This window comes from Saccharopolyspora sp. NPDC002686, assembly GCF_040295745.1.
Taxonomy (GTDB): domain Bacteria; phylum Actinomycetota; class Actinomycetes; order Mycobacteriales; family Pseudonocardiaceae; genus Saccharopolyspora; species Saccharopolyspora oryzae.
Window position 1 is genome coordinate 1 of the sequence record NZ_JBEOVY010000019.1, and the last position, 26,060, is coordinate 26,060.

Here is a 26,060-nt window from a genome sequence, read left to right on the forward strand (position 1 = left end):
CAGCTGCCCCCTCCCCATGGTGCCGATCCAGTTGAAGGTCCCGACACGCCGGGGTCCCGACACGCCCGGGTGTGCAGTTTCAATTGAAACTGTAAATCCCAGGCACGGCGGATCACAGTTTCAATTGAAACTGCGGGTCGGCGGAGCCACCCGGACCGCCCGGTGCGAGGGGCACGGCTACGGTCTGGGGCATGACTCGGGTTTTGCTGGTGGACGACCAGGAGCTCATGCGCATGGGGTTCCGGATGGTGCTCGACGCGCAGGAGGACCTCGAGGTCGTCGGCGAGGCGGGCAACGGCGCGGACGCCGTCGAGCTCGCCGCGCAACTGCGCCCGGACGTCGTGCTGATGGACGTGCGGATGCCGGTGCTCGACGGCGTCGAGGCGACCCGCCGGATCGTCGCGGCCGATGACGCGAAAGTCCTGGTCATGACCACCTTCGACCTCGACGAGTACGCGCTGTCGGCGCTGCGCAGCGGGGCCAGCGGCTTCCTGCTCAAGGACACCCCGCCGGAGAACCTGGTCAGCGCGGTGCGCTCGGTGGCCAGCGGCGACGCGGTGGTGTCGCCGAGCGTCACCAAGCGATTGCTCGACCGGTTCCTCGGCGACGGCGGCGGCGAGCTGCGCGACGCGTCGGTGCTCGACGCGCTGACCGAGCGGGAGCGCGAGGTGCTGGTGCTGGTCGCGAAGGGCCTGTCCAACACCGAGATCGCGGGCAAGCTGTTCCTGTCCGAGGCCACCGTGAAGACCCACCTCGGCCGCATTCTGTCCAAATTGGACCTCCGGGACCGGGTGCAGGCGGTGGTGCTGGCCTACGAGACCGGCCTGGTCAAACCCGGCGAGGCGTGAACTTCGCCTCCAACCAGCCACAACGCCCGTTCCGGCGGATAACCTGCCCGGGTGACCGACGCCGCGTGGAAGCCCCGACTGATCGCCCTCGACGTCGACGGAACCCTGCTGAACCCGGACACCGGGCACATCTCGGCAGCCGTCAAAGCCGCTGTGCACCGCGCGATCGACGCCGGCAGCCAGGTCGTCATCGCGACCGGCCGCACCGTGCTCGGCACTGTTCCGGTGCTCGACGAACTGGATCTGACCAGCGGTTTCGCGCTGTGCTCGAACGGTGCGGTGCTGGTGGACGTGGCCGCCAGGGAAGCGGTGTCGACGGAGACCTTCGAGCTCGCGCCGGTGCTGGCGGAGCTGTCCGCCCGGCTGCCGGGCGCGATCTTCGCCGCCGAGAACCTCGGCGTCGGCAACCTGGTCACCGCCGAATTCCCGCCGAACCAGCTGGAAGGCGAACAGCGACTGGCCACAGTGGACGAGCTGGCCGCGCTCCGGGTGCCGCGCCTGATCGCCAGCTGGATCGGTCACAGCCCCGATGAACTCGAAGAGCGCCTCGCCGGCGTCGAACTGCCGTCGTGCACCTTCACGCTGGACCACTACGAACCGTGGGTGACCGTGACGCCCAAGGGCGTGTCCAAGGGATCCGCGCTGGAGAAGCTGCGCGCCGAGCTGGGCGTGCCCGGCGAGGACACCTTCGCCGCCGGTGACGGGGGCAACGACATCGAGATGCTGCGGTGGGCTGCGCACGGCGTGGCGATGGGCCAGGGCCCGGAGCTGGTCCGGGCGGCGGCCGACGAGGTCGCCGGTCCGGTCGCGGAGGACGGCCTGCCCGCCGTCCTCGACCGCTGGTTCCGCTGACGAACCCGCCCGAGATCTTGATCTTCCGCCTGGTCAGCGGGTCATCCTGTGGTCAGGGGTGGACTACGACCTGGGTCTGACCCCAAGTCGATACGCCGGTCCGATGCGGGCTCATCCGCCGAGCGGGCAATCTGGATCTGCGGTCCGGAGAGGGCCGACCAGCGTTGTCCTCGGCAACAGGAGTGATCATGATCGAGGCGATCGGCCTCACCAAGCGCTACGGCTCGAAAGTCGCGGTGAACGACCTGTCGTTCACGGTGAAGCCAGGCCAGGTCACGGGCTTCCTGGGCCCGAACGGAGCCGGCAAGTCCACCACCATGCGGATGATTCTCGGCCTGGACCGCCCCACCGCGGGCGAAGTCCGCATCGACGGCAAGCGCTACCAGGACCTCAAGAACCCGCTGCGCACCGTGGGTGCGCTGCTCGACGCCAAGTGGGTGCACCCGAACCGCTCGGCGCGCAGCCACCTGCGCTGGCTGGCCAAGTCCAACGGGATTCCGCAGAAGCGGGTCGACGAGGTGCTCGGCATGGTCGGCCTCGAGGACGCCGCGGGCCGCCGCGCCGGAGGGTTCTCGCTCGGCATGTCGCAGCGGCTCGGCATCGCGGGCGCGCTGCTCGGCGACCCCAAGATCCTGCTGTTCGACGAGCCGGTGAACGGCCTGGACCCGGAGGGCATCCACTGGATCCGGCGGTTCATGCAGGGCCTGGCCGCCGAAGGCCGCACCGTCTTCGTGTCCAGCCACCTGCTGTCGGAGATGTCGCTGACGGCCGAAGAACTCGTGGTGATCGGCCGCGGTGAGCTGATCGCGCAGTGCAGCACCCAGCAGTTCGTGGACAACGCCGGTTCGCAGGCCGTGCTCGTGCGTTCACCGCGCGCTGCCGACCTGCAGCAGCTGATCGCCGCGCAGGGCCTGAGCGCCCGCGCCACCGGCAACGACACGCTCGTGATCGACGACGCCGTGACCGAGCAGATCGGTGAGCTCGCCGCGCAGCACCAGATCGTGCTGCACGAGCTGACCGCGCAGCGCAGCTCGCTGGAAGACGCTTTCATGCAGCTGACCAGCGATTCCGTGGAATACCAGACGAATCTCGGTGCGCCCGCGAACGCGCCGATCGCTCCGGGGGTGGCCCGATGACCCTGCTCGCCGTGGAACGGATCAAGCTCTTCTCCACCCGCTCGGCGTGGTGGTGCTCCGCGCTCGTCCTGGCGCTGACCATCGGGTTCGCCGGCCTGTTCGCGTCCCAGCTGGACCAGATGACGGTGTCGATGACGCAGGTCGGCCACCAGTTCGGCCTGATGGTGGTGCTGGTGCTGGCGACGCTGTCGATCACCACCGAGTACCGCTTCGGCACCATCCGCTCGACCTTCCTCGCGGTGCCGAACCGCACTGCCGCGCTGGCCGCCAAGACGGTGCTGGTCGCGCTGGTGGCGCTGGTGCTCGGCGAGATCGCGGCGTTCGGATCGTGGGGTGTGTCGAACCTGCTGTCGCCCAACGCGGATCTGGCGCTGGCCACTGCGGACGACTGGCGGATGGTCGCCGGTGTCGGTCTGGTGTTCGCGATCGGCGCGGTGCTGGCGGTCGCCGTCGGCGCGCTGCTGCGGCAGACCGCTGGCGCGGTGACGCTGCTGCTGATCTGGTCGCTGCTGCTGGAGAACCTGGTCGGCATGATCCCGACGATCGGCGAGGACGTCCAGAAGTGGATGCCGTTCAACCACGCCAGCAACTTCCTGGCCAGCGGGGGCGACGGGATGCCGCTGGGGCCGTGGGGTTCGCTGGGGTACTTCGCGGGCGTCGTGCTCGCGATCTGGGTGGTCTCGCTGGTCGTCGTGCAGCGCCGGGACGCCTGACCAGCGCTGATCGATCTCGTCGGAACCCACCATGATCAACTCTGGAAATGCCCAGCTGGGCGGCGGATAGCAAAACGTTACCCGGCCCGGCCGAGAGTCTGATCACGTCAACCGATAGGATCGACGGCAAGATCGAGCTGCTGCCGTCGCCCGTGCGACGTGCAAGATCACCGAGATCTGGAAAGTCCTCAATGGACATTCCAGCGGGGTCCGGCGATGGCGCGGCTGGTGAGCACAAGTGAAATCGACCGACTGCAGCAGCGCTCGGGGGCGCCGGCGGTCGGGACGGGGGAGGGCCCGGGCTGTCATTCGGGGGATGGCCCGGGCCCTGTGCTTTCCAGGAGTTCTTCGCGCCGGCTCGGGGTCAGACGTTGGGGCGGACCACCAGGACCGGGCAGGCCGCGTGGCGGACGCACTGCTCGGCCACCGAGCCGAGCATCAGACCGGCGAAGCCCCCTCGGCCTCGATGACCCACGACCAGGAGATCCGCTCCTTTCGATGCGGAGAGCAGCGCTTGGGGGGACGGCGAGTGGACGATGTGGAACTCCACCCGGAGGTCGCTGTGGTCGCCGAGCTTCTCGTCCACCAGGCGTTCGGTGTCCGCCCGGACCGTTTCCTGGAACTCGTCCATGCTCGGCATCACGCTCGGCGGGCAGTCCGCCGGACGAGGGGCGGTCCGCAGGCTCCAGGCGCGCACCACGTGCAGCGCGGCGTTGCGGCGTCTGGCTTCCTCCGCGGCCAGGACGAGCGCTCGCAGCGAGGACGCGGAGCTGTCGACGCCGACGACGACGCCGCCATCGATCTCGACCCGTTGGATCGTTTGGTCAGCCATCTCTCCACCCCAGCGGTTCCGAAGCATATGAATTAGGACACAGTTGACTACATATTGTCATTGAACGCGTTCGTTGTGGTAATGCATTGAGTAGGGACTGTCCCGAACCAGCGTTGCTTGGGGGCATGAGCTGGTCGAGGGCGAGTTGGCGGCTCGCAACTTTCTCAACAGCAGAAGGGTGGGCCAAATGGTGCGATCGAACGAAGGCTCGGTCATCCAGAGCGGTCAGGGGCGCGCGGCGGATGACGTGCAGCTCCAGCCGGTGCCACGACTCGAGTGGTCGCTGGCGACAGAAGCCCACCCACCGGCGCTGGAGGCGGCCAAGCCCGCTTCGCTGCGCCGCAGCTGGATCCACACCGCGCCCGAGCGGCAGGTGCTCGAACTGTTCCGCAAGCTGCACGGCGCCAAGCGGCGGCTGCCCGCGCCGTGGTGGCTGCGCGCGCTGGACCGCGGCGAGCTCCCGTCGCGCGAGGCGGCGTTCGCGGTCGAGGACGAGGTGCACGCGGTCCTGCGCTCCCGCCCGGGCTGGGTGTTCGTGCCCTGGGCCGGCGCCGGTGAAGCCGGGTACTGGGAGTACGCGCCATCGGACCGGGCCCCGATGCAGATGCCGACGACCGTGGCCCTCACCGACGAGCACAACGGCTGGTTGAACGTGGTGCCCGCGCACCGCGACCCCGAGCCCGTCGCGATCCCGGTCCGGGGCGTCACCGGGCTGGTGGCGATGCTCGCGCAGATCGAATCGTGGTGACCGGCACCGCGGTGCTTCCGCAGGCGGCCGGTTTGCGATACTGAGTCCTCGTGAATGCGTCTGACCAGCAGGTTCCGTTCCGCCGTACCGTCGTGAGCTACGTCCAGCGAGGCGAGCGGATGACGGTGGGCCAGCAGCGCGCTTGGGATCGCTACTGGCCCGAGCTGGGTACCGAGGTGACCGCGCTGCCGGAAGGCCCGCTGGACGTGACGTCCTGGTTCGGCCGGACGGCGCCGGTGGTGCTGGAGATCGGTTCCGGCATGGGCGAGACGACCTCGCAGCTGGTGGCCGCCCAGCCCGAGTCCAACTACCTGGCCGTCGAGGTCTACAAGCCCGGCCTGGCCCAGCTCATGCTCCGCGCCGAGAAGCTCGAGGTCAGCAACCTCCGGCTGCTGCGCGGAGATGCGATCGTCCTGCTGCGCGACCACCTCGAGCCGGGCTCGCTGGACGAGGTCCGCATCTACTTCCCCGACCCGTGGCCGAAGAAGCGCCACCACAAGCGGCGGCTGGTCCAGGCCGAGTCCGTGGCGCTGATCGCCTCGCGGCTCAAGCCGGGCGGCGTGCTGCACCTGGCCACCGACTGGGAGAACTACGCCGAGCAGATGATGGAGGTCTGCCAGGGCGAGTCGCAGCTGCGCAACCGCTACGCCGACGAGCCGGGCGGCTGGGCGCCGCGACCGGAATGGCGACCGGTCACGAAGTTCGAGAACCGCGCCCACGAAGAGGGCCGGGTCATCCACGACCTGATCTTCGAACGCATCTGACCTGTCGGAGCCCGCTGGCATCCTCCGCTCATCAGCGAGGGAGGACGACGATGGCTCGTCAGCGTGCGCAGTGCCCGGAAGACCTCAACAGGCTGGTCCTGGAGCGGCTCAACGCCGGGGACGTCGACGGTTTGGTCGAGCTCTACGAACCCGACGCGGTCCTGGCCACGCCGGCCGGGCCCGTCGTCGGGCACGTGGCGATCCGCGCGGCGTACGAGCAGATCGTGGCGGGGTCTCCGCAGTTCGCGCCCGGTGCTGCGCAACCGCCGGTCCGCAACGGGGATCTGGCGTTGACCTCGGTGCTGCTGGCCGGTGGCGGTGCCACCGTCGAGGTGGCCCGCCGACAGCCGGACGGCAGTTGGCGCTGGATCATCGACCAGCCGAACCTGGGTGCTTAGCTCGGGCGCAGTAGCGTGCCGATCGTGATGAGCTGGGATGTTCGACCGTCTTCGGCTGCGGATGTCGAGGCGGTGGCGGAACTGCGCGCCGTGGTGCTGAGGGCGGATCTGGAGCGGCTCGGACGGTACGACGAGCAGCGCGTGCGGCAACGACTGCGCGACGGGTTCGATCCGGCGTGCACCCAGGTGATCGAGGTGGACGGCCGGTTCGCCGGCTGCGTGGCCCTGCGGCCGGCCGACGACGCGCACTGGCTGGAGCACTTCTACCTCGCCCCGCACTTGCAGGGCAGCGGCATCGGATCCGGAGTGCTGCGCCGACTGCTGGAGCAGTGCGACCGCGACGGCACCCTGGTCCGGTTGAACGTGCTGCAGGGCAGTCCGGCCCGGCGGCTGTACGAGCGGCACGGGTTCGCCCTCGAATCCGAGGACCCGGTGGACGTGTTCATGGTGCGGACGCCTGCCTGAGAACCTGCTGCGCGGCCACCGGCGCTGTCTGCTCGGCTGGTGCTCGCTCAGCTCTGGGGCGGGTCAACGGTCTGAGCGGGTGTGCAGGCCGCGGCGATCGCTGCGGTGTCCCAGTAGAACGGCCGGACCTCGATGATCTGGCCGCCCTGGACGGTGACGGTCTGCAGGATCGGGAATTCGAGCTCGCGGCCGGTGGCGCGGGAGCGGGCCCGCACCTGGGTGAGCACCACCGCGGTCCCGGTGGCCTCGTCGGAGGCGACGAACTCCTGCTCGACGAACTCGAACACGGCCCAAGTCCGGCTCATCGCGATGAAGAAGCGCTCCAAGTCCGCGTGGCCGCGCCAGATTCCGCCGTAGGGAAGTGCTTCGGCCTGGTGGAGCACGACATCGGGTGAGAAGTGCTCGGCGATCAGTTCGAAGTCGGCCTGGCCGGGGCCGCCCGCTGACAGGTACTCGGCTTCAGCCGCGTACATGCGCTTCAAGATCGTCGTGGGGTTGCTCTGCTCGGTCACCCCGTCAGCATTGCCGTTCTGGACGTGTGCGGCTGGCGCTTTCCGGACCCCGCAGCCCGGCTCTGGTCCGCGCGTCGGTGGGCACCGAATTTGAAGATCAACAGATAACAATTCGCTTGATCGAGCGATCAAGTTTGGGTGCCACTCGCACGAAGAGGTTTACGTCCGGTGGTTTTGGCTACGATCGTGGCCTGGAAGTTCACCGAAAAGAAGAGTGCCGCTGGAGTGACGAGTAAGCATCGATCGCGACTACGTTTCCGCCCCGTGACGGTTACCCGTGATGAAGTGATCCCGATCCAGCAGAGCCCGTCGGAGCCGGTTCTCGACGGTGTGCGCGAGGTCGGCGAGAGCGGCGGCGGTTCACCGGCCGCGCTCGTCCGGGCGGATTCGGCCACGGATGTCTCGGCCGCCGAGGACTTCCTGCGTGCCTTCCACGACGCGCACCCGAAGGCCGGGTCGTTGACCGAACGGCTCGCCGACGTGCGCCGCTCGATCGCCGAAACCGGCACCTACCGGCACACCGGTCCTGAACTCGCCTACGGTGCTCGCGTCGCGCTCCGCGACAGCGGCTGGTGCACCAGCGGAGTTCCGTGGCGTCAGCTGAAAGTTCGCGACCTGCGCGGGCTGCGAAACGCCTCGGCCATCGCCAGCGAGTGCTTCGAACATCTGCGCCTGGCCACCAACGCCGGCCGGATCCAGCCGATGGTCACCGTCTTCGCCCCGGATGCCCCGGGAAATCCAGGTCCGCGGATCTGGAACGAACAGGTGGTGCGCTACGCGGGCTACGCGATGCCCAACGGGGTGCTCGGCGACGCTCGCTACAGCGGCTTCACCGCGGAAGTGCAGCGGATGGGCTGGAAACCGCCGAACCAGCGCAGCCGCTTCGACCACCTGCCGCTGGTCGTGGAAACCGCCCACGAAGGCATCAAGCTGGTCACGGTTCCTCGCGACGTGGTTCAGGAAGTTCCGCTGGAGCATCCGGATCACCCCTGGTTCGTCGAGCTGGGACTGCGTTGGCACACCGTTCCGCTGATCAGCAACATGCAGCTGGAGATCGGAGGCATCCGGTACCCGGCCGCGCCGTTCAACACCTGGTTCGTGGGCACCGAGATCGGCACCCGCGGACTGGCCGACGAGAACGCCTACGGCGTCACCAAGCACGTCGCCGAACGGTTGGGCATGGACACCTCGACCGAACGAACCCTGTGGCGGGACCGGGCGATCGTCGAGATCAACCGGGCCGTGCTGTTCTCGTTCGACTCCGCGCGGGTCACGATCACCGACCACCACAGCGAGGCCCTGCACCGGCTGGCCTGGCTGCGCTCCGGTCCGCGCACCAGCGCATCCCGACCGATGTTCAGCGTCAGCAAGGAAGCGAGCCAGCGCGCCCGCCGGGGAGCACCGAGTGACCTCCCGTCGCCCGAGCCGAAACGGCGACCCCGCTACGACGAACTGGCGCGGCTGAACCGGCGTTGCTTGGGAACTGAACCGTTCGGGGAGTGACCGCGTCGTCCGGGTTCCGGCGCGCCGAGAACCGGTCCAGCAGGTCCGGCAGGACCGAACTGAGCGACATGAGCAGCAGCACCGCCACCGCGAGGACGGCTCCGACGATGGAGAACAACGTGGTGAACGTGGTGGTGAACATTTCGACCCCGACCTTCCTGGCTTCCGGCGCTCTGCTGGCTGCGCCCCTTCCCCTTTGACACCACAAGCGTCGCTTTTCCAGGGGGGCCGGCGGATCGGTCAGGTGGTCGGTCCGGGTGGCCGATCGGCCAGTCCCGCGAGCCGTCGGACCGACCGATCGGCTGGCCGGACTGGCCTGTCCGGACTCAGTCGTCCGGGCTGCTCAGCTTGCTGGGAAAGGCGAGTGCGGGCACGGCCGTTCCCGACCGTGCCCGCACACCGACCCGCCGCTGGGTCACTCCTCGCTGATGCGCTCCGCGCCGATGCGGCGCAACATCGGACCGCTGCTGGCAGCCGCGATCACCGCGACGACCATGCCGATCACCACCGGCGCGAACAGCCAGCCGCTGAGGACCACCGGCATATCGTCGCCGAACAGCCCGAAGATCCCGGCTGCGACCGCGATCCCGGCTGCGCCTGCCCCGATCGTCGCGACGAACGCGGGCAGCGCGGCTTCGGCGCGCAGCGCTCGGCCGAGCATTCGGACCGGGGTACCCGCGGCGATCAGCGCGGCGAAGGTCCGCCGCCGGTCGACCACCGACGAGGCCGCCGTGATCGCAGCACTGCACCCGGCCAGCAGGGCGGTCAGCCCGAGCCCGATCGCGGTGACCCGCTTGAGATCGCCGAGGATCGTCTGCTGGTCGTAGAGCCGCAGTTCACGGCTGTTGAAGCTCTCCCCCGGGAGAGCCACCGCGAGCGCCGTGCGCACCTTCTCCCGGTCCGCATCGGTGGCCGGGCTGACCGCCAGGGTCGATTCCCCCTGACCGCCGAACCCGGGGACGAGCGCCGGGTCGATCAGCACCGTGGAGTCGAGACCCGGGTCCTGACTGCCGCCCAACCGGCGCACCGGAACCCCGTCGGGCAGCGGGACCGTCGGAAGTTCGTCGACGGAGGAGACGCCCTCCGTCGGGTAGGCCTGGACCCGCAAGCCCGAGCTCGGCAGCTCCTGGGCACCCGGGGTCCGGATCGACGGCGGGCCGGCGCAGTCCCCGACGTCGAGACGGGTCACCGCGGCGGCGTCCTGGCAGTTGATCACGAACCCGGAGGCGCTGTCGTTCTCCGCCTTCTGCACGAGGACCCGCTCGGCGCGCACAACCGTCGCGCCGGCGCCGCTGCTGGCCAGCTGATCCTTGATGCGCTTTTCCTGATCGACGGCTTGAGCGGTGGGGACGTCCAGGTAGAGGACCGAGTCCTTGAACGAGCGGCCACCACCGGCGAACGTCTCGAAGCTGGGCAGCAGCGTCAACGCCATCGTCCCGACGAACACCGCCAGGACGATGCCCGACACCGAGCGGTAGGCGGCCTGCGGATCGCTGCTCAACCGCCTGCCGGCCAGCAGCACCGACGGCTTCCGCCACATCTTGGCGAACAGCGAACCGATCACCCCGGTCAGCCACGGGCCGACGATGGACGCGGACAGCAGCACCGCGGCCAGCGACGCGAGCAGGAGCCCCATGCCGCCGGTCTGGTCCGCGGAGGCCAGCCCGACGAGGAAGAAGCCGCCCGCAGCGACCAGCGCGAGCAGGCGCCACGCCTTCGGGCGCTTCCGCGCGTGGCTCATCGCCGCGCCGACCGGCGCCCGGACGACCCTCCGCAGGCCCAGCACCGCGGCCAGCACGACCAGCGTCGGGATCAGCAGGCCGAGCAGCACGACGGTGACCGCTGATGGCGTGAAGTCGCTGGCCAGCCAAGTACCGTCGCCCCACGGGATGTGCATGCCGAGGTAGCGCAGCGGCCAGCTCAGCAGCAGGCCCGCGACGGTGCCGACCACCGCGGCGACCGCGGTCTCCGCGGTGACCACGCCGATCACCTGCCCCGGCGTGGCACCGGCCAACCGCAGCGCGGCGAGTCGGCGTTCCCGGCGGGCGGCGGTCAGGCGCGCGGCCGAGGCGACCAGCACCATGCTCGGGATCGCCAGCAGCACGATTCCCACGCCGGCCAGGACATCCAGCATGACGTCGCTGTTGCCGACCGCCGCCGAGCCGGACAGGTCCGCCTTCTCCGCGTCCAGCGTGCCCGGTGGGTGCCCGACGACGGCGACCAGCTGCTCCGGGAACTTCAGCGAACCCTCGTCGATCGTGCCGATCACCTTGCCGGCGAACCGGTCGGCCAGTTCACCGCCCGGGCGCTGCTGGGCCAGTTCGGCCAGCCGCGGCGACAGCAACACCTCGCCGGGGCCGGGGTAGTCCGGCACGCCCTTGCCCGGCTCGGCCTCGCCGGAGACGTCCAGCCGCACGATGGTCTCGTTCTCGAAGAAGTCCCGGCTGGCCATCGTCACGCCGGACGGGTTCGCCGAGCCCTCCTGCCACGCGGAACGCTGCATCCGGGCTTCCGTGGCGTTCGGCAGCGTCGCCAGGAACAGGATCAACGCGGTGGCCACCGCGACCCCGGCTGCGGTGAGGACTGCGGACAGGCGGCTGCGCGAATCCACGCGCAGCACCCGCAGCGCTAGTTGGACCGGATTCACGCCGCCATCACCCCGCCGGCGATGAGTCCGTCGCGGATCTCCACCACCCGACCGGCTTTGGCGGCCAGGTCGCGGTCGTGCGTCACGATCACCACGGCTGCGTTGGTGGCGGCGGCAGAGTGGAAGAGCGCCTGCGTGGTCTCCTCCCCGGTGCGCGTGTCCAGCGCGCCGGTCGGCTCGTCGGCGAAGATCACCTTCGGTTGGTGGGCGAGCGCCCGCGCGATCGCGACCCGCTGGGCCTGGCCGCCGGAGAGCTCACCGGGCAGCCGGTCCTCCAGCCCGCCGAGGCCGAGCCGCCCCAGCCAGTCCCGCGCGCCGGCCATGGCCTGCTTCCTGTTGGCCCCGGCAAGCAGGAGCGGCAGCGCGGTGTTCTCCGCCGCGGTCAGCTCGCCGACCAGCATGCCCTGCTGGAACACGAACCCGAACTCGTGGCGGCGCAGCGCGCTGCGCTTGGTCTCGCCGAGCTGGTCGATGCGGTGCCCGTTGAGCAGGACCTCACCGCCGTCCGGGCGCAGGATGCCGGCCATCACGTGCAGCAGCGTGGTCTTGCCCGACCCGGACGGCCCCACGATCGCGACCACTTCGCCGGCCCGGAACGAGACGTCCACCCCGGCCAGGGCGCGGTGCGCACCGTAGTTCTTGACCAGCCCCCGTCCCACCAGGAACGGATCTCCGGGCCGTTGCGCGGCCATGGGAGCCGACATGTCTGCCTCCTGCTCGTGTGCACTGCTGTCGTGGTGGGGCGCCGCCGGGTGCGGGCCGCCGCATCGCAATCAAGAGTGGTCGGCGGCAGCGGTTTCCGGATCGGCCTGCGAGCCGCTGATCGTTCGGCGGAGGTCGGCCGATCGGCCAGGTTGTTCGAGCCGATCGGCCAAGGCGCTCCGATGAGCGCACCGACTACCGTTTCGGCGTGAGCAGTTTCGCGACGCCCAACGGACCCGGACCGGACGCGCCCTGGTGGCACCGGTTCGGTAGCTTGCTGCGCGAACAATGGATCTTCGCAGCGTTGCTCGGCCTGGTCCTCTGCGGCGACACGCTGGCGCTGCTCGAGATATACGGCAACCAGCGCGGTGCCGTGCTGCTGCTCCCCGGCATCGCCGCGATGGCGCTGCTGGCCGTCCTCGGCAGGCGGTACCCGGTCCGATGTGGACTGCTCGCCGCGGTGGTGCTGCTCGGCAACACCGCGGCGCTGGCGGTGACCCGCTCGTACGTCTACAGCCTCGGCCTGGCGGAGATCCTGCCGACGGAGAACGCGGCCGGTCTGCTGCTGGTGCTCTACCTGTTCCGGGCTAGCCCGCTGCGCAAGGCCATCCCGGTGACTGCCGTGCTCGTGCTCAGCTGCCTGGCATCGGTCGCGGTCCGGTTGCGGGTGGCCGAGTACTCGGGCGTCGACTCCGACCAGACGCTGGCCTTCGGCTTCCTGCAGCTGCTGCTCGCCACCGGCACCGGCCTGTACCTGCGCGGCGACTGGCCCGGCCGGACCCGCTTCCAGGGCTCGCCGATGCAGGAACTGCTGCGGCGCCAGTGGCCGGTGGTGGCCGCGCTGAGCATCCTGCTGTTCGTGGAGTTCACCAAGAACAGCGAACTGGGCTTCCTGTCGAACGTGGTGGTGCTGCTCAGCGGCCTGGTGATGGCGGTGCTGGCCGCGTTCGCCCCGATGCGGCCGACCGAGTCCGCGTACCTGGGCGCGGCGACGATGCTGCTGACGACCCTGGTGCTGCAGGTGCTGGGGCTGACCGGCAGCCGGGGGAACATCCTGGGACCGGTATCCCTGGCGGCGACCGGTGCGGGCATGCTGCTGGTGACCTACGTGGTCCGCCACGCGGAGATCCGGCGCGCGATCCAGGCCACCGCCACGCTGGTCGCGGTGACGTTGCTCGCCGTGTTCATGACCCCGCAGTACCGGAGCGACACCTCGCCCTACGACCCGGGCAACACGAGCGAGCTGATGCCCGCGGTGTTCATGGGCGGGCTGCTGCTGGTGATCTCGGTCGGCACCGGGATGTACTTCCGCGCCAGGGACGAGGAGCGGGCCCGAACGGTGCACTCCGCGGTGGAGAACGCGCAGCAAGCCGAGCGGATGGCCTTGGCCCGCGAGCTGCACGACGTGGTGGCCCACCACGTCACCGGCATCGTGGTGCAGGCGCAAGCAGCGCAGATGGTGGCCGAGAAGAACCCGAAGGCGGCGACCGACGCGCTCGCGCGGATCGCGGACAGCGGCACCGAAGCGCTGACCGCGATGCGGCGGCTGGTGGGGAGCATGCGCAGCACCGAACCGGCCGGGGCTTCGGCCGCGACGGAGCAGGCCACCACCGACCTCGAGGCCGACCTGCGGGCGCTGGTGGAATCCGCCCAGCGCCACACCACCGAGCACGCCGATCGGATCCGGGTGGACCTGAAGGCCGATCTGGTGGATCGGACGATCCCCCAGGAAGTGGCGCGCTCGGCGCTGCGCGTGGTGCAGGAATCCCTGACGAACTCGGAGAAGCACGCGTTGGGAGCGAGCTACGTCCAGGTCAGGGTGTGGGTCGACACCACGAACCTGTACGCGTTGATCACCGATGACGGTTCGGGGGTGCGCCGTCAACCCGTCGGTGGGTCGGGGGGATACGGTCTGGTCGGGATGCGGGAGCGGATCGAGCTGCTCGGCGGTGAGTTCCACGCCGGTCCGGGCGATCACGTCGGTTGGCGGGTCGAAGCCGTGCTGCCGCTGGACGAGCAGAGCGGAGATGAGGGGCAGCGATGATCCGGGTGCTGATCGCCGACGACCAGGAGCTGGTGCGCGCCGGGTTCCGAATGATCCTGGAGTCCCAGGACGACATCGAGGTGGTCGCCGATGTCGCCAACGGCGTGGACGCGGTCCGGGTGGCGCGGGAGAAGCAGCCGGACGTGTGCCTGATGGACATCCGCATGCCGGGCATCGACGGCTTGGAGGCGACCAAGCAGCTGGCCGGCCCCGACGTGGCCGACCCGATCAAGGTCGTGGTCGTGACCACCTTCGACCTGGACGAGTACGTCGACCGCGCGCTGCGCAACGGGGCGAGCGGGTTCCTGCTCAAGGACGCCGGACCGACGCTGCTGCTGGAGGCCATCCGCGCCGCCCAGCGCGGGGATGCGCTGGTGTCGCCGCAGATCACGGTGCGGCTGCTCAAGCACTTCTCCCAGCCGCAGCCGCAGGTGCAGCGCACGGCGGTCCCGCAAGTGGATCTCACCGAGCGCGAGCTCGACGTGGTCCGCGCGACCGCGCGCGGTTTGACCAACGGCGAGATCGGCCAGGAGCTGTTCATGTCCTTGTCGACGGTGAAGACCCACCTCGCCTCCGCGCAGAGCAAGATCAAGGCCAGGAACCGGGTGGAGACGGCGGCCTGGGCTTGGCGCAGCGGCCTGATGGACGGCGAGTGAGGGCCGCTTCTGCAGCCGGAAAATGAGTCCGCGATCCGGGGTTGCTGCTGCTAGGCTCGCGACTTGCAAGTGATCGTGAACCGAGGAGCGGCAGTGGCAGGGGACGACGACATCTCCGGGTGATTCCCGGTAGTGATCGGCCACGGGCAGGCGCGCAGCGCCGCCGCGGTGGCGATTCCGTCATGTCATGTTTCCCCGTTCACCACCGGGTTGCCTCAGCGCGCCCGCATCGCATCCGAGGGCTCTCGCATGTCCGAAGCGTTCATCACCTGCTCGAACCTCTCCTTCTCCTGGCCGGACGACACACCTGTCTTCGACGGGCTGTCGTTCACGGTGGGCAGCGGCCGCACCGGCCTCGTCGCGCCCAACGGAGCGGGCAAGTCCACCCTGCTCAAGCTGATCGCGGGCGAATACCGGCCCAGCAGCGGAACCGCGTCCACGAGCGGCGTTCTCGGCTACCTGCCGCAGACGCTCCCCCTCGTCGGTGACCTGACCGTCGCCGAGGTGCTGGGCGTGTCCGCGGTGATCGAGGCGTTGCACGCGGTCGAATCCGGCGACGTCGACGAGCAGCACTTCGCCACCATCGACAACGACTGGGACATCGAGGAGCGCACTCGCGTCCAGCTGGACCGGCTCGGCCTCGACGACGTCCAGCTCGACCGCCAGCTGCACACCCTCAGCGGTGGCCAAGTGGTTTCGCTCGGCCTCGCCGCGCAGTTGCTCAAACGCCCCGACGTGCTGCTGCTGGACGAGCCGACCAACAACCTCGACGGCGAAGCGCGCCGCAAGCTCGCCGGCGTGCTCGAGGATTTCAGCGGCTGCCTGCTGCTGGTCAGCCACGACCGGTCGCTGCTCGACCGGATGGACCGCATCGCCGAGCTCGGAAACGGAGAAATCCGCTTCTACGGCGGCAATTTCACCGAGTACGAGGAAGCCGTGCGCGCGGAGCAGGAGGTTGCGGAGAAGAACGTCCGCAACGCCGAGCAGGAGCTCAAGCGGGAGAAGCGGGAGATGCAGCAGGCCCGCGAACGAGCCGAGCGCAGGGCCAGCAACGCGGCCCGCAACATCGGCAACGCCGGACTGCCGAAGATCGTTGCCGGCGGGCTGAAGCGGCGCGCTCAGGAGACTGCGGGCAAGGCGAGGGAGACGCACGCCAACCGGGTCGACGAAGCGAAAACCCGCCTCGACGAGGCGAGCCGAGCGCTGCGGGACGACGACAAGATCGCGCTCGACCTGCCCGGGACCCGCGTCCCCGCTGGGCGTGTGGTGTTCTTCGGCGAAGGGATGCAGGTCCGCCGCGGCGAGCGGGAGATCTTCGCCGGGGAGGGCGTCGACCTGGCGATCAAGGGGCCGGAGCGGATCGCGTTGACCGGCCCGAACGGTTCCGGGAAGTCCACGCTGCTTCGGCTGGTCGAAGGCCAGTTGGCGCCGAAGCGCGGCGAGATCAAGCGCGTCGACGGGCGGATCGCTTACCTGTCCCAGCGGCTCGATCTCCTGGACCTGGATCGCACGGTGCTGGAAAGCCTGGTCCAGGTCGCGCCGGCGATGCCGGAGTCGCGGCGGATGCACCTGCTCGCGCGCTTCTTGTTCCGGGGCTCCCGCGTGCACCTTCCGATCGGTGCGTTGTCCGGTGGTGAGCGGCTGCGCGCGACGCTGGCCTGCGTCCTCAGCGCGGAGCCGGCGCCTCAGCTCCTGCTGCTCGACGAGCCCACCAACAACCTGGACCTGGTCAGCGTTGGTCAGCTGTCGAGCGCGCTCAACGCTTACGAAGGCGCGTTCGTGGTGGTCAGCCACGACGAGCGGTTCCTCGCGGAGATCGGGGTGCAGCGCTGGCTGCGGCTGGACGGCGGGCGGCTGACCGAGACCGGGGCGCCGGAGGAGGCATGACGGCCTTCACCCGGTAGAGGTCGGCCATCCGGCTTTCGGGCAATGGCCGATCGAAGGAGGCCAGCTGGCCGTTCAGCCGAGGTCAGGAGGGCCCTCGCCGGGCGATCCTTGATTCATGACGAAGCGAACCCAGGACACCGTTCTCGTGGCAGTGCTCGCCGGAATCGCGACTTTGGCAGGAGTGATCATGATGCAGCTCATGAACGGCTTAGGCGCCTGACAGGCGTCCGGCAGAATGCGGGCATGCCGATCGCACTACGCCTGCACGCGCCGATGGTCCTGCCCTGCGACCCGGAATGCTCGGTCATCCGGGATGCGGTGGTGGACATCGATGAGGTCGGTCGCATCCTGTACTGCGGCCCGCGCACCGGTGCGCCGGAGCGTCCGAACGACGTCGACGTCCGCGAATGCGGCGGGATCCTCCTGCCGGGTCTGATCAACTCGCACGCGCACAGCCCGATGACGCTGCTCCGGGGGATGGGTGGCGATCTTCCGCTGATGCGCTGGCTGCGCGAGGTGATCTGGCCCGCGGAGGCGAGGCTGCGGTCGTCGGACATCCGAGCGGGCATGGAGCTCGGGTGCGTCGAGATGCTGCGCGCCGGTGTCACGACCAGCGCCGAGATGTACTTCGACGGGGAGGCGGTGGTCGACGCGACCCTCGCGGTCGGGTCGCGTGTCGTGTTCGCTTCCGCGGTGATCGCGACTCCCGAGCTGGACAAGCTCGGCGGCTGGCAGGGCATGGTCAACGGGATCAGCCGGTGGATCGACGCCGACGGCGTTCGGTTCGGGCGGGGCGATCGGGTGGAGCTCGCCTACGGGCCGCACTCGGCGTACACGCTTCCGCCGGAGGCGTTGCAGGCGATCGGTGAGGCCGCGCAGCAGCGCGAGGCGCTGGTGCACACGCACGTGGCGGAGACCCTCGCTGAGGACGTCGAGCAGCGGGAGCAGTTCGGTTCGGTGCCTGCACTGCTGGAGAAGCTCGGTGTGCTGGACGGCCGAGTGCTCGCCGCGCACGGCGTGCACCTGTCGGACGAGGACATCGCGTTGTTCGCACGCCGCGGGGTCGGGGTGGCGCACTGCCCCGGTTCCAACGCGAAGCTCGCTTCGGGGACGGCGCGGCTGGTCGACCTGCTGGCCGCCGGTGTCCCGGTCGGCCTGGGCACCGACGGGCCGTCCAGCAACGATGACCTGGACTTGTGGGAGGAGGTGCAGTTGGCAGGACTCTTCGCGCGCACCGCGACCGGTGACGCGACCGCGCTGAGCGCTGGCGCGGCGCTGCTCGCCGCGACGCGTGGCGGGGCTGAGGCACTGCACCGCGACGACATCGGCTCGTTGGAGCCGGGCAAGTGGGCCGACATCGTGCACCTCGACGTCGACAACCCCGCGTTCGCCACCGGTCTGGACGTGCCGGACGAGCAGATCCTGGCGAACGTGGTGTGGGCGTCCGGTTCGCGCTGCGTCCGCGACGTCTGGGTCGCCGGCGACCGGGTGCTGCGCGACCGCGAACCCACCCAGGTGGACCGCCGCGCGGTGCAGGCGGCAGCCCGCACCGCAGCGCAGCACATCCGCGGCTGAGTCGGGACAGTTCAGCGGCGAGGCGGGCCTGGACCACCGGGCCGCTCTGGTGGGACCGCGGCGCCGGCCGGGTCGGACGTCGCAGCGTCGACAACCCGGCCGGGACGCCGTCCGACCTGATCAGGAAGGGCGGATGACGATCTCGGTGAGGTGGGCGTCCGCGGTGGCGTGCACCGCGGAGACGATCGGTCCGGCGACCGACTCGGGACGCAGGTAGTCGCCAGGCTGGTACTCGGCGCCCTCCTGCTCGCGAACACCGCGCTGCATGTCGGTGGCGGTGCGACCGGGGAACACCGAGGTGACCCGCAAGCCGTGCACCGCTTCCTCGGCGCGGAGCACGTCGGCGAAGGCGCGCAGCGCGAACTTGCTGGCGGCGTAGGAGCCCCAGTTCGGCTTCGCGGACAGCCCCGCGCCGGAGTTGACCAGCACGACGTGGCCCTTGCTCTCGCGCAGCTTGGGCAGCAGGAGACGGGTCAGCTCGGTGACGGCGAACAGGTTCAGCTCGAACGTGCGACGCCAGGAGTCGCTGGGAGCGTCCGCGACCGCGGCCAGCTCGACCAGACCGGCGCAGTGCACGACGACGTCGAGCCGATCGATGTCGGCGACCGCGTTGGCAACGGCTTCGTGGTCGGTGAGCTCGACCGGCCAGGGCTTGGCCCCGGGGAGCTCGTCGACGAGTGCTTGCAGCGCGTCAGCGTCGCGCCCGCCCAACAGCAGATCGTGCGTGTCGGAAAGCGAGCGGGCGACGGCGGCACCGATACCGCGTGAGGCACCGGTGACCAGGGCAATTGGGCGTTCGGGCATGCCTCAACGGTAGCGTCGGCGGGTTGTGCAGCAGTCACCGGCCATCTCATCCAGTGGTTTGCCCCTTGACCTGACGTGGGGGTGCGGTTTAGGTCACTCGGATGAGCGGAGTTGATGCAGCCTCGGCTGCGGTGCAGAACCGGATCCTTCGCAAGGTCGCCGTGCGGCTGATGCCGTTCCTGTGCTTGCTGTACTTCGTCAACTACCTGGACCGGGTCAACATCGGCTTCGCCGGCCCGAACGGGATGAACGACGAACTCGGCATGACCGCAACGATCTTCGGTTTCGCCTCGGGCATCTTCTTCCTCGGCTACCTGGTGCTGGAGGTGCCGAGCAACCTCGCGCTGCACCGGTTCGGGGCGCGGAAGTGGCTCGCCCGCATCATGATCACCTGGGGCGCGGTGGCCACGGTGATGGCGTTCGTGCCGAACGCCACGACCCTGGTGGTGCTGCGCTTCCTGCTCGGCGTGGCCGAGGCCGGGTTCTTCCCGGGCATCATCCTGTACCTGACGTACTGGTTCCCGGCCGCCCAGCGGGCCAGGGCGGTCGCGCTGTTCATGGCCGCGGTTCCGGTGTCCAGCGCGATCGGTGCCACCGTGTCGAGCGTGCTGATCACCAGCGGACACGGGGTCTTCGGCCTGTCCGGTTGGCGGTTCATGTTCCTGGTCGAGGGTGTGCCTGCGATCCTGCTGGCGTTCGTCACCTGGTTCTACCTGACCGACCGCCCGTCGGAAGCGAAGTGGCTCACCGCCGAGGAGCGCACCTGGCTGAGCGCTCAGCTGGACGCCGAGCGCGAGCAGACCGAGGCCGAGCACAGCTGGCCGCTGCGAAAGGCGCTGACCCACCCGCGGATCCTGGCGCTGGCGTTCGTGTACTTCGGCATCGCCTACGGCCTGTACGCGCTCGGGTTCTTCCTGCCCACCATCATCAAGGGCTTCGAGCAGCAGTACGGCACCGAACTGTCCACTATGGAAACCGGTCTGATCACGGCCATCCCCTACGCGATCGGTGCGGTGGCGATGGTGATCTGGGGCGCGCACGGTGACCGGAAGCGGGAACGGGTGTGGCACGTCGCCCTGCCGCTGCTGCTCGGTGGCCTGAGCATCCCGATCGCGCTGTACATGGGAAATCCGTTCCTGGCGATGGTCGCGGTGACGGTCTGCGCGGTCGGTGTCTGCTCGGCACTGCCCACGTTCTGGGCACTCCCCAGCAACTTCCTGGCCGGAGCAGCAGCGGCGGGAGGCATCGCGCTGATCAACTCCCTGGGCAACATCAGCGGTTTCGCCGCGCCCTACATCACTGGAGCCCTCAAAGATGCGACCGGCTCCCAACGAGCAGGCCTGTGGATCGTCGGCATCGTGATGGTCGCAGCAGCAATCACCGTGATCGCCCTCAAAGCCGCACCCCGAACCGACTCCTCACCCCAGAACTGACCCCAGAACCCGTGCCGGGACCCCGCTCACTTGAGCACCGGTAACCGCAGTTTCAATTGAAACTGCAAATCCCAGGCACGAGGGACCGCAGTTTCAATTGAAACTGTAGTTACCCGGCAGTAGGCGGGACCCGGAGGTCGTCCTTCGGACGGTGGGATCGGGCGGAGGGATTGGGTGGTCAGTGGAGGTCGGTTGCCAGGTTGATGATTTCGTTGGTGAGGTCGGTTAGTTCGGGGGTTTGGGTGGACACCGCGCGGGCGAGAGCGATGATCCGGTCGGGCCAGTCACCGCCGGGGTCTGGTGCGTTGATGCGTTGAAAACCGCGTGATAGCAAGCCGTCTGCCACTGGGTCATGACCGCGCATCACTTCTTTGCACGCGCCGATCGCGTTCATCGCAGCGCTTTCCGGTAGTGACCAGTTCGAGCTGCGGGCTTCCGGGTGTCGGCGTCGGCGGTTTCGTCGAATGCCCGGGACTCGGCCCAGACAGCCAGGTCCAGTCGCCAGAACAGCGGGACTCCGCGGAACCGCACGAAGATCAACCGCCGCACGGCGGATCGCTGGAACTCCGGCGTCGATCGCACCGAAACGACCTCGATCACGTCCCCGAGCAGCGCGGGCACTCGTTCGGCGCACTGCGCCACCAGCCCGTCCGGAACCACCCAGGCGGGGTCCGCTTCGGATCGGTGGTGTCCGAAAAATCCGATGACCTGTCCCGGCGGTTCTTGCTAGCCTCCGCGGCATGTCCAGTGCTTCTGCCGCAGCCGCTGCTGCTGTGACCCGCTCGCGCCGCTTCTAGCGGCGGCGCGGTCCACCTGAACGTTCCGTCGCTTCGCGTCCAGACCGAAGCGGCTCTTTCGGGCTGCTCGGATTCGCATCGAGCAACGGAGTTTCCTTTGCACGCGGACATTCCCGTCCAGCGCCGGAGCACCGGCGCGCGGCCATGGCTGGTCCTCGGTTCCCTCGCCGTGCTGCAGTTCCTGATCGCGGTCGACGTCACGGTGGTCAACATCGCGCTGCCCTCGATCGGCGCCGAGTTCGGCGTCGATGCGCGCGTGTTGACCTGGGTGGTCGTCGGCTACGCCGTCACCGGCGGCGGTTTGCTCATGCTCGGCGGTCGCTTGGGCGATGTGCTCGGCCGACGTCGGGTGCTGCTGGTCGGCACCTCGGTGTTCGGGGCGGCCTCGCTCCTGGCCGGGGCGACGCAGACGTTCCCGCTGCTGGTGGTCGCGCGGCTGCTGCAAGGTGCGGGCGAAGCGCTCGCGCTCCCGGCGGCCATGGCGATGATCGTGCTGACGTTCCCCGAAGGGCCGCGCCGAACACGCGCGTTGAGCGTGTGGGCGGTCGTCGCGAGCTCCGGTCTGGTGCTGGGGTTCGTGCTTTCTGGCGTCATCACCGAATTCTTCGGCTGGCGGTGGATCTTCCTGGTCGCCGTCCCGTTCACCGCGTACGTGGTCTGCGCCGCGCTGGTCCTCGTCCCGGCGGACCCGCCGGGGGAGCGCAAGCCGCTCGACCTGCCCGGAGCAGCCCTGCTCACGGCCGCTCCCCTGCTCTTCGTGCTGGGGGTCGTCGAGACGGGCGAGAGCTGGCTGGCCCCGCTCGCCCTGATCGGCGCGGTGCTCGCAGGTGCCTCGTTCGTCGTCGTGGAGCGCAAAGCGGCCAATCCGCTGATCCCGATGGCGTTCTTCCGGAACCGCGCGCGAGTGCTGGCCAACGCCGCGACTGCGCTGCTCAGCGCCGCGTTGTCCACGTCGTTCCTGCTGTTCACCTTCCAGCTCCAGCAGCGGGCCGGGCTCACCCCGTTCGCCGCGGGAACAGCGCTCCTCCCCCTGGCGGTGGCACTGGTCGCGGCCGCGACGTTCGTGCCCCGCGTCGTCGGGCGGTGGGGTTCGCGCACCTGCGCTGTCATCGGCATCGCAGCGACAGCGGCCGGGATGCTCGCCATCGCAGCCGGTGCGCAGGTCGAAGCGGGTGCGTTGGAGATGATGCCGGCGATGGTGCTGATCGCTGCTGGCATGGGTTTCGGGCTGGTCGGCCTCCAGCACGCGGCAGTCAGCGGTGTCACCGATGACGACGCCGGGGCCGCGTCGGGCGTCCAGCGCGCCGCTGACCAGCTCGGCGGATCGTCGGGTGTCACGCTCTACATCGGGATCGGCTTCGCGCCCGCGTTGTCCGGCGTCGACCCCTACGCCGTCAGCTGCGCCATTGCCCTGGCAGGCCTCGCCGCGGCCGCGCTGATCGCGTGGCGCATCGAGGTTCCCAGGAACGATTGAACAGTCGTGAGTGCTTTGGGGTGCTCCAGCGCCCCAAAGCACTCACGAGCCTCCACCCCCGAAACGCAACGAGGGCCCCCGGTCAATCGCCGGAGACCCCCGCGCTCGCAAGGTGGGATCAGCGTCGGCCGATCTCACCGCCGTCCTTGCGCCACACCGCCACGACCGACGGGCGCGGCTGCGAGTTGCCGCCGTCCGGCCAGTGGGAGGCGGGCTGGTCCGCGCTCGCCCCGTCGAGCTCGCCCGGGTGCTGCACGCTCACCGTCACCAGGGTGTCCCGGACCACCGGGCCGCAGGTCTCCGCGCCGTGCGGCACGGTCAGGAACTGCTTGACGTGGCCGCGCTCGGGGCCGTCCACCGGGACCGCGAACAGGCCGTCGTTGCTCTTCAGCGCGTTGCCGTCGGTGGAGATCCACAGGTTGCCGTGCCGGTCGAACGCCACGTTGTCCGGGCACGAGATCGGGCTGACCTGCGACTTGTCGAAGCCGCCGAAGTAGGTGCCCGGGTCGTTCGGGTCACCGCAGACCAGCAGCAGGTTCCAGCGCAGCGTCGTGCCGGTGGCGTCGTCGTCGATCTCGATGACGTGGCCGTGCTTGTTGCCGACCCGCGGGTTGGCCTCGTCGGGCGCGGCGTTGCCGGTCGAACCGCGGTTGGAGTTGTTGGTCAGCGCGCAGTAGATGCGGCCGTTGACCGGGTTCGGCTCGATGTCCTCGGGCCGGTCCATCTTGGTCGCGCCCACCGCGTCGGCGGCGAGGCGGGTGAAGACGTAGACCTCTTCGGCGGTGAAGCCGGGCACGAACGACTTGTCGCCGCTGGCCAGCGGGATCCACTCGCCGGTGCCGTCGAAGGCGCCGTCGGCGGGCAGCTTGCCGGTGCCGTCGATCTCGCTCGCCGGGCTGTTGCCGGTGAACTTCGCGACGTAGAGCGTGCCGTCGTCGAGCAGCGTCATGTTCTGCCGGCGGGCGTAGGCGCTGCTGCCCGACTTCATCTTGCCGTTGGACACGAACTTGTAGATGTAGTCGAAGCGCTCGTCGTCACCGGAGTAGGCGACCACCCGGCCGTCGTCGGCGACCTTGACCGCCGCGCCTTCGTGCTTGAAGCGGCCGAGCGCGGTGTGCTTGACCGGCGTGGAGTTCGGGTCGTGCGGGTCGATCTCGACGATCCAGCCGAAGCGGTTGGCCTCGTTCGGTTCCTGCGCGACGTCCCAGCGCTTGTCGAACTTCTCCCACTTGCGGGTGCTGGTGGTGCCCTTGAGGCCGTAGCGGGCGAGGCGCTGCTTGGCGGTCGGGTCGGTGATCGAGTCGGCGTTGGCGAAGTACTGGTTGAAGTTCTCCTCGCCGGACAGGATCGTGCCCCACGGCGTCTTGCTGCCCGCGCAGTTGTTCTGCGTGCCCAGCACCTTGGTGCCGGTCGGGTCGGCCGAGGTCTTGAGGAAGTCGCTGCCGGCGGCCGGTCCGCGCACCTCGAACGGCGTGTTCAGGGTGATGCGGCGGTTGTACTGGCTCGGCACGGGCTTGAGCCCGCCGTTGTTCTCCCGCTCGACGTAGACGACCGACAGCCCGTGCGCGGCCCACGCGATGCGCACCTGCTCCTCGGTCGGGTTGTTCTCGTCGTACCCGGCGAACATGTGCGTTTCGGTGGTGTACTCGTGGTTGACCACCAGCAGGTTGCGGTTGCCGGTGCCGTCCAGCGGGATCAGCTCGGCGAAGTCGTTGTTGTAGCCGAACTGCTGCTCCTGCGCGGCCGCGGTTTGGTTGTTGAAGTCGAACTCGGGCGCGCCGGGCACGACCGGGTCGCCCCAGCGGATCACGACACCCTGCTCGTAGCCCTCCGCGGTGACCACGGCGTCTTCCGTGTTCGGGGCGACGGGGGCGAAGTCGGTGCCCGGGATGCTCGACCGGCCCTGCCCGCGCAGCGGCGCCGGGACGGCGGCTGCGGTGCTGGTCAGCGCGGCTGCACCGCCGACGGCGAGGGCGACGACGCCGCTGGCCTTCAGCGCCTTGCGGCGGCTGAGCACGCTCTCGGCGATGTCGCCGAAGTAGGCGTTGTCCGAGGTGTTGGGCGCCTCGTGCGCGCAGGCGTTGCCGCACCGGTACTTGCAGGTCACCGAGGAACGGTTCGCGGAGTGGTGGGGAAGCAGCGGCAGCGGGATGACCCGCCCGTTGTCCGGTCGGGGAGACAAGCGGACCTCCAATTGCTCATCAGGAACAACCGGACATTAGGCAGATCAGGCGATGGTTCCGGTACGCGAAGATGAACAGCGACCAAACATGCGACGCAGAGCTATCAAAACCGGCGCCAGTCGCTGAAAAGGAGGAACGTTGGGTAGCTGGCTGACTACGGATCAGCAGTACGGTGGCTGATTGCTGAGCGCGCCGGCGACGTTCATCCACACCCGGAACTGCCGGTAGACGTCGACCACCGGGCCGCTGATCTCGACGGTGCGGTCATCGCGGCCGGTGACGCCGGGGAGTTCCCGCAAAGCGTCGGCGACCGAGGCGGATTGCCAGCGCACTGCCAGCGTCGTCGTGCCCGGCGCGGACGGGGTCGGGAGTTCGCTGGTCAGGCAGGCCGTGGCGGCGGTTTCGATGGCTTCGCGGGCTTCCGCGAGCGGGCGGAGTTCGGCGGCGAAGCGGCCTCGCGCGTACTTCACCGGCACGGTCCGCACGTCCGGGTCCCACTTGGCCATCTCCGCGCAGGCGGTGTCGTCGCCGGACAGCAGCACCACGGGAGCACCGAGCGCGGCGGCGGTGGCGTGCGTCAGGCCGATCTCGCCGACCGGGTGCTCGTCGAGCCAGATGTCCTCGATCTCGTGGCCCATGAAGCTGTGGCTGAGCACACCCGAAGTGCCGGCCCGCGAGTGGAAACCGATGCACAGCGCTGCGTCGAAGCTGTCGTCGAGGCCTTCGAGCATGCCCATGGCCTTGGGCTTCCCGCGGATCAACCGGGCCGCGGGGTGCAGCATGTCGGAGCGGAGGTTGCGCATCGGGCCGTGCGCGTCGTTGACCAGGACGTCGGTGGCCCCGGCGGCGAGCGCACCTCGGATGGCGGCGTTGACGTCCTCGGCCATCATCAGCCTGCCGTGCTCGTAGTCCCGCCCGGCGGGTTGCACGTCTTGAGCGTCGACGAGTCCGGTGATCCCTTCCATGTCGACGCTGAGGTAGATCCGCATGCGCACGCTCCCGGGCCGGAGAACCAGGTCGGACCGATGATTCCACAGCTGTGGTGCGAAAAATCGGTGTCGTCCGAAGTGCGTGCCTTGCTACTTTC

Annotated in this window: 25 protein-coding genes; 16 read left to right on the top strand and 9 right to left on the bottom strand. The window is 69.4% G+C overall.

Annotated elements, in window-relative coordinates; translation table 11 throughout:
• The first annotated feature begins 191 nt into the window (after nucleotides 1–191).
• From ABTZ89_RS04395 to ABTZ89_RS04410, 4 genes are all read left to right on the top strand, one after another.
• Nucleotides 192–848: a response regulator gene (locus ABTZ89_RS04395; protein ID WP_270953668.1), complete on the top strand. Its 657-nt coding sequence runs from the start codon at nucleotides 192–194 to the stop codon at nucleotides 846–848.
• A gap of 51 nt (nucleotides 849–899) precedes the next feature.
• Nucleotides 900–1,700 carry an HAD-IIB family hydrolase gene (locus tag ABTZ89_RS04400; RefSeq protein ID WP_351040046.1) on the top strand — a complete coding sequence of 267 codons (801 nt, stop codon included), beginning with the start codon at nucleotides 900–902 and terminating at the stop codon, nucleotides 1,698–1,700.
• Between the two features lie 188 nt (nucleotides 1,701–1,888).
• Entirely contained in the window at nucleotides 1,889–2,836 is a 948-nt protein-coding gene (locus ABTZ89_RS04405) for an ATP-binding cassette domain-containing protein (protein ID WP_270953670.1), read from the top strand.
• Nucleotides 2,833–3,549: a hypothetical protein gene (locus ABTZ89_RS04410; RefSeq protein WP_351040049.1), complete on the top strand. Its 717-nt coding sequence runs from the start codon at nucleotides 2,833–2,835 to the stop codon at nucleotides 3,547–3,549. The genes ABTZ89_RS04405 and ABTZ89_RS04410 overlap by 4 nt, the downstream gene beginning before the upstream one ends.
• Nucleotides 3,550–3,913: 364 nt before the next feature.
• Here the strand turns inward: ABTZ89_RS04410 and ABTZ89_RS04415 are convergent, their stop codons facing one another.
• Nucleotides 3,914–4,381 (bottom strand): universal stress protein, encoded by a 468-nt coding sequence (locus ABTZ89_RS04415; RefSeq protein WP_270953672.1) that lies wholly within the window; start codon nucleotides 4,379–4,381, stop codon nucleotides 3,914–3,916.
• A 187-nt stretch (nucleotides 4,382–4,568) separates the two neighbouring features.
• On the opposite strand from ABTZ89_RS04415, the gene ABTZ89_RS04420 reads away from it, so the two are divergent.
• The 4 genes from ABTZ89_RS04420 to ABTZ89_RS04435 all read left to right on the top strand — a co-directional run bounded on the left by ABTZ89_RS04420 (nucleotide 4,569) and on the right by ABTZ89_RS04435 (nucleotide 6,756).
• On the top strand, nucleotides 4,569–5,129 hold the full coding sequence (locus ABTZ89_RS04420; protein ID WP_270953673.1) for a hypothetical protein: 561 nt from the start codon (nucleotides 4,569–4,571) through the stop codon (nucleotides 5,127–5,129).
• Between the two features lie 119 nt (nucleotides 5,130–5,248).
• A complete protein-coding gene (gene trmB / locus ABTZ89_RS04425) occupies nucleotides 5,249–5,893 on the top strand; it encodes a tRNA (guanosine(46)-N7)-methyltransferase TrmB (RefSeq protein WP_270953690.1) in 645 nt (214 codons plus the stop codon).
• A gap of 50 nt (nucleotides 5,894–5,943) precedes the next feature.
• Nucleotides 5,944–6,291, top strand: coding sequence for a YybH family protein (locus ABTZ89_RS04430; RefSeq protein WP_270953674.1), 348 nt, complete (start codon nucleotides 5,944–5,946; stop codon nucleotides 6,289–6,291).
• A 27-nt stretch (nucleotides 6,292–6,318) separates the two neighbouring features.
• Complete coding sequence (locus tag ABTZ89_RS04435) at nucleotides 6,319–6,756, top strand: GNAT family N-acetyltransferase (RefSeq protein ID WP_351040107.1); 438 nt, start codon at nucleotides 6,319–6,321, stop codon at nucleotides 6,754–6,756.
• Between the two features lie 47 nt (nucleotides 6,757–6,803).
• Here the strand turns inward: ABTZ89_RS04435 and ABTZ89_RS04440 are convergent, their stop codons facing one another.
• Complete coding sequence (locus tag ABTZ89_RS04440) at nucleotides 6,804–7,268, bottom strand: nuclear transport factor 2 family protein (RefSeq protein ID WP_351040053.1); 465 nt, start codon at nucleotides 7,266–7,268, stop codon at nucleotides 6,804–6,806.
• A gap of 186 nt (nucleotides 7,269–7,454) precedes the next feature.
• Between ABTZ89_RS04440 and ABTZ89_RS04445 the strand changes: the two genes are divergently transcribed.
• Together ABTZ89_RS04445 and ABTZ89_RS04450 are read left to right on the top strand one after the other, a co-directional pair.
• Nucleotides 7,455–8,771, top strand: coding sequence for a nitric oxide synthase oxygenase (locus ABTZ89_RS04445; protein ID WP_351040056.1), 1,317 nt, complete (start codon nucleotides 7,455–7,457; stop codon nucleotides 8,769–8,771).
• A 68-nt stretch (nucleotides 8,772–8,839) separates the two neighbouring features.
• Nucleotides 8,840–8,971: a hypothetical protein gene (locus ABTZ89_RS04450; protein ID WP_270953678.1), complete on the top strand. Its 132-nt coding sequence runs from the start codon at nucleotides 8,840–8,842 to the stop codon at nucleotides 8,969–8,971.
• A gap of 215 nt (nucleotides 8,972–9,186) precedes the next feature.
• Here the strand turns inward: ABTZ89_RS04450 and ABTZ89_RS04455 are convergent, their stop codons facing one another.
• Nucleotides 9,187–11,418: an FtsX-like permease family protein gene (locus tag ABTZ89_RS04455; protein WP_270953679.1), complete on the bottom strand. Its 2,232-nt coding sequence runs from the start codon at nucleotides 11,416–11,418 to the stop codon at nucleotides 9,187–9,189.
• Complete coding sequence (locus ABTZ89_RS04460; protein WP_270953680.1) at nucleotides 11,415–12,122, bottom strand: ABC transporter ATP-binding protein; 708 nt, start codon at nucleotides 12,120–12,122, stop codon at nucleotides 11,415–11,417. Before ABTZ89_RS04460 ends, ABTZ89_RS04455 begins: the two co-directional genes overlap by 4 nt.
• 206 nt (nucleotides 12,123–12,328) lie before the next feature.
• Here ABTZ89_RS04460 and ABTZ89_RS04465 point away from each other — a divergent pair, with 206 nt between their 5' ends.
• From ABTZ89_RS04465 to ABTZ89_RS04480, 4 genes are all read left to right on the top strand, one after another.
• On the top strand, nucleotides 12,329–14,164 hold the full coding sequence (locus tag ABTZ89_RS04465; protein ID WP_351040061.1) for a sensor histidine kinase: 1,836 nt from the start codon (nucleotides 12,329–12,331) through the stop codon (nucleotides 14,162–14,164).
• A complete protein-coding gene (locus tag ABTZ89_RS04470) occupies nucleotides 14,161–14,820 on the top strand; it encodes a response regulator transcription factor (protein WP_270953682.1) in 660 nt (219 codons plus the stop codon). The genes ABTZ89_RS04465 and ABTZ89_RS04470 overlap by 4 nt, the downstream gene beginning before the upstream one ends.
• A 249-nt stretch (nucleotides 14,821–15,069) precedes the next feature.
• Nucleotides 15,070–16,707, top strand: coding sequence for a ribosomal protection-like ABC-F family protein (abc-f, locus tag ABTZ89_RS04475; RefSeq protein ID WP_351040063.1), 1,638 nt, complete (start codon nucleotides 15,070–15,072; stop codon nucleotides 16,705–16,707).
• Nucleotides 16,708–16,950: 243 nt separating this feature from the next.
• Nucleotides 16,951–18,282 (top strand): amidohydrolase family protein, encoded by a 1,332-nt coding sequence (locus ABTZ89_RS04480; RefSeq protein WP_270953684.1) that lies wholly within the window; start codon nucleotides 16,951–16,953, stop codon nucleotides 18,280–18,282.
• Between the two features lie 120 nt (nucleotides 18,283–18,402).
• Here ABTZ89_RS04480 and ABTZ89_RS04485 read toward each other — a convergent pair whose 3' ends face one another.
• The gene (locus ABTZ89_RS04485) at nucleotides 18,403–19,086 is read right to left on the bottom strand and encodes an SDR family oxidoreductase (protein WP_270953685.1); all 684 of its coding nucleotides are present in this window, start codon (nucleotides 19,084–19,086) and stop codon (nucleotides 18,403–18,405) included.
• A 101-nt stretch (nucleotides 19,087–19,187) separates the two neighbouring features.
• Between ABTZ89_RS04485 and ABTZ89_RS04490 the strand changes: the two genes are divergently transcribed.
• Nucleotides 19,188–20,519 carry an MFS transporter gene (locus tag ABTZ89_RS04490; RefSeq protein WP_351040067.1) on the top strand — a complete coding sequence of 444 codons (1,332 nt, stop codon included), beginning with the start codon at nucleotides 19,188–19,190 and terminating at the stop codon, nucleotides 20,517–20,519.
• Nucleotides 20,520–20,697: 178 nt separating this feature from the next.
• Here the strand turns inward: ABTZ89_RS04490 and ABTZ89_RS04495 are convergent, their stop codons facing one another.
• Together ABTZ89_RS04495 and ABTZ89_RS04500 are read right to left on the bottom strand one after the other, a co-directional pair.
• Nucleotides 20,698–20,913 (bottom strand): hypothetical protein, encoded by a 216-nt coding sequence (locus ABTZ89_RS04495; protein WP_351040070.1) that lies wholly within the window; start codon nucleotides 20,911–20,913, stop codon nucleotides 20,698–20,700.
• Entirely contained in the window at nucleotides 20,910–21,179 is a 270-nt protein-coding gene (locus ABTZ89_RS04500) for a hypothetical protein (protein ID WP_351040073.1), read from the bottom strand. Before ABTZ89_RS04500 ends, ABTZ89_RS04495 begins: the two co-directional genes overlap by 4 nt.
• Before the next feature lie 234 nt (nucleotides 21,180–21,413).
• Between ABTZ89_RS04500 and ABTZ89_RS04505 the strand changes: the two genes are divergently transcribed.
• Nucleotides 21,414–22,790 carry an MFS transporter gene (locus tag ABTZ89_RS04505; RefSeq protein WP_351040075.1) on the top strand — a complete coding sequence of 459 codons (1,377 nt, stop codon included), beginning with the start codon at nucleotides 21,414–21,416 and terminating at the stop codon, nucleotides 22,788–22,790.
• 118 nt (nucleotides 22,791–22,908) lie between these two features.
• Here the strand turns inward: ABTZ89_RS04505 and ABTZ89_RS04510 are convergent, their stop codons facing one another.
• Both ABTZ89_RS04510 and ABTZ89_RS04515 read right to left on the bottom strand, forming a co-directional pair.
• Nucleotides 22,909–24,972, bottom strand: coding sequence for a PhoX family protein (locus ABTZ89_RS04510; RefSeq protein ID WP_502949509.1), 2,064 nt, complete (start codon nucleotides 24,970–24,972; stop codon nucleotides 22,909–22,911).
• 162 nt (nucleotides 24,973–25,134) lie between these two features.
• Nucleotides 25,135–25,962 (bottom strand): M55 family metallopeptidase, encoded by an 828-nt coding sequence (locus tag ABTZ89_RS04515; RefSeq protein WP_270954583.1) that lies wholly within the window; start codon nucleotides 25,960–25,962, stop codon nucleotides 25,135–25,137.
• Nucleotides 25,963–26,060: the final 98 nt, after the last annotated feature.